Genomic DNA, 2788 nt, shown 5'->3' with positions numbered 1-2788 from the left:
GGGGGCGGTGCCGTGCTTGGCTCCCGAATGCTGCCCGGCGATGTCGGCCGCGCTCGCAGGGCGCAGCGCGACAACCCTCAGATTGCCCAAGCGCTCGGTGTGAACCTGACGCGTGCTCGACTGTGGGCATTCGCGGTCAGCTCGGCGCTCGCGGGACTGGGCGGTGGGGTGTTCGCGATCGTCAGCGGCTTCATCAGCCCGGAGTCTTTCCTGGCGATCCTGTCGATCAACATCGTGATCGGCAGCATTGTTGGCGGCGTCACCAGCATCGTCGGCGCCTTCGTCGGCGGCCTGTTCATGGTGTTCGTTCCGAGTTGGGCATCCGACATCAACCTGAGCCTCGGCAATCTGATTTACGGCCTCGCGCTGATCCTCATCATGATGGTCGCACGCAACGGGGTGACTGGTTTCATCGAAAAATGGCTTTCGGTGATTTTTCGGAGGGCGGCCGGCTGAAATGCCCGCCATCGAACTGGGAGGAATTGAAATGAGACTGATCTCTATACTGAAGGGATGTAAGATGCAGCTGGGCGCGGCCGCGTTGCTCGCAGCCTCCCACGCAGGCGCCGCGGAACCGTCGCCAGGCATCACCGACGACACGATCAAGATTGGTGTGACAGGACCACTCACGGGTCCGGTCGCAGTCGTCGGGGGTGTCGCTGAAGGCATTCGGGCGCGTATCGAGCAGGGCAACGCCGAAGGCGGCGTCAAGATGGGCGACGGCAAGACACGCAAGATCGAACTCGTCATCGAGGACGATGGCCTTGATCCGCAGCGCACATTGGCGAATGTCCGCAAGATGGTGGAAAAAGACAAGGTCTTCGCCTTGGTCGGCACGGCTGCCACCCCGAACAACCTCGCAATCGGACGTTACATCACCCAGAAGAAGGTTCCGAACGTCTTCATGTATTCCGGGGTTGTCTCCTTGAACGCTCCCGAGTGGGAGGTTGGCTTTGTGCCATCGTTCTCGACCGAAGCGGATGCGTTCGCCAAGTATCTCGAAAACAACAAGCCCGACGCCAAGGTCGCCTTTTTGTATCTGAATACGGAAACGGGCCAAACCTTCATGAAGGCCTTCGACCGCGCGATCGAGGATTCGACGATCAAGGTGCTCGAACGTCAACCCGTGACGTCCCAGGATCCGACAGTCGAGACTCAGCTCAACACGCTGAAGGCATCTGGCGCCGATACGCTGATTGTCATCGCCGCTCCTCGCCAGGGCGGCGAGGCCATCCGCTTCCAGTCCGAGAGCGGCTGGAAACCGTTGACCCTGGTGACCAATCTTTCGTCTGCCTATCCGGTACTCCAGTCCGTTGGCCTGGAAAACGCAAAAGGCATCATCACCTCGGACTTTCTGAAGCCGATCATTAGCGACCAGAAGTCCGGTGATGAAGGCGTCGATCGCTATCTCGATGCCATCAAGGCGGCCAAAGTAAACTTCGTCTTCGCCAACACCATCGGCCAGACCGGCTACGCTATCGGTGATGCGCTTATTCAGTCGCTTGAAAAGCTTAAAGAACCGACTCGGGAGGAACTGATGAACGTCGTCCAAAATATGGACGGTTGGCAGAACCCGTTGCTTTTCGACGGCATCAAGATTTCGACCAAAGAGAAATCGGACTTATACCCGATCGAGGCACTTCAGCTCTATCAGTTTGATGGGCAGAAATACGTCCCGGTCGGCGGCGTCCTGGATTTCGAAGGAGATACACACGAGTAACCGTTAAGCTCCGTGTGGGTGCCGGTTACACCGGCGCCCTGCCCTTCCCCTGCTTCGGTCTGCCTGCATTCGGGCTGTGGAATTGTCCTCTGAAGCTGCAGTCCCTTCAACCCTCACAATCTACAGGAGATCCCATTGATCGATCAACGCACCGCCCCTTACGCTTTCTTGATATTGCGGCTAGCACTTGGCTTGCTGTTCCTCGCCCATGGAGGTCTGAAGATCTTCGTCTTCACGCCTGCCGGAACAGCGCAATACTTCGAAAGCCTTGGACTGCCTCCTGCCCTCGCATATCTGACGATGACTCTCGAGATGGCAGGGGGGATCGCCCTTATTGTAGGGCTTTATGCGCGGCTTGCCGCGTTGGCACTACTCCCAATTCTGCTCGGTGGGATCGTCTCGGTTCACGGCGCAGCTGGCTTTTTCTTCACCAATCCGAATGGCGGATGGGAATTCCCGGCCTTATGGATCGTCGGCCTGGCAGCGGTCGTTCTCGGCGGCGATGGCGCGCTGGCGCTGCGTCCCACTTTTCGAGAAAGAGCCGGCGCCTAGTCGACTTAGCCCACGTCTCTAAGGAGCCGTGGGCTCCGTTCGATCAGCCGCAAACGAGCCTGGCACGCCCCCCCCGCCCTGATGGGATCAGAACCTACGAACCCGCGCTTCGCGGCCCCGTTCTGAGATAGCTGCCGTTTAGCGGCCCATTGGCCAAGAGCGCCTCCGGCCTCATTTCGGCCGTCAGAAGCCATCTCCCTCTTTCTGTTGGCTGAAATCGCCGCCGCATCCGCGACGCAATCTAACGACCTGAGGCAGGGGAGATGGAGCGGTGTCGCCCATCGCTCTCCCTACATGGCTTGGTGACGTCCCATTGTTAGACTTAGCCGAATACCAGCGTAAATTCTAACGGCTACAGCGGCGCCGAGTTCTGGAACTTCGCCGGCTCGTCTGCAAACAGGTAGAAACCTGCATTCAATCTTCTTGGAACGCTACCTTGCGGCCCCGGCGGATGGCTGGGAGCAGCACGGCGGACAGGAGAACGGCAGCGACGAAAAGCAACCCAGCGCTCACAGG

At 59.1% G+C, this 2788-nt stretch carries 3 protein-coding genes; all 3 read left to right on the top strand.

Translation table 11 applies throughout. The features are described 5' to 3' along the window. On the top strand, window positions 1–456 hold a 456-nt coding region (locus C9413_RS30645), incomplete at its 5' end, for a branched-chain amino acid ABC transporter permease (RefSeq protein WP_170251366.1). 31 nt (window positions 457–487) lie between these two features. Beyond that, window positions 488–1720, top strand: coding sequence for an ABC transporter substrate-binding protein (locus tag C9413_RS30640; protein ID WP_040116741.1), 1233 nt, complete (start codon window positions 488–490; stop codon window positions 1718–1720). Window positions 1721–1855: 135 nt separating this feature from the next. Next, window positions 1856–2272: a DoxX family protein gene (locus tag C9413_RS30635; protein ID WP_040116330.1), complete on the top strand. Its 417-nt coding sequence runs from the start codon at window positions 1856–1858 to the stop codon at window positions 2270–2272. Window positions 2273–2788: the final 516 nt, after the last annotated feature.

The organism is Rhizobium sp. SEMIA 4085 (genome assembly GCF_013004495.1).
In the GTDB taxonomy this organism is placed as follows: Bacteria; Pseudomonadota; Alphaproteobacteria; order Rhizobiales; family Rhizobiaceae; genus Rhizobium; species Rhizobium gallicum.
The sequence above is the reverse complement of the archived record's forward strand: the minus strand, read 5'-3'. Positions and strand labels throughout refer to the sequence as shown.

Excerpts from the sequence above, each read along its gene's own strand:
- C9413_RS30640 (WP_040116741.1), top strand. The coding sequence starts at position 488 with ATGAGACTGATCTCTATACTGAAGGGATGTAAGATGCAGCTGGGCGCG.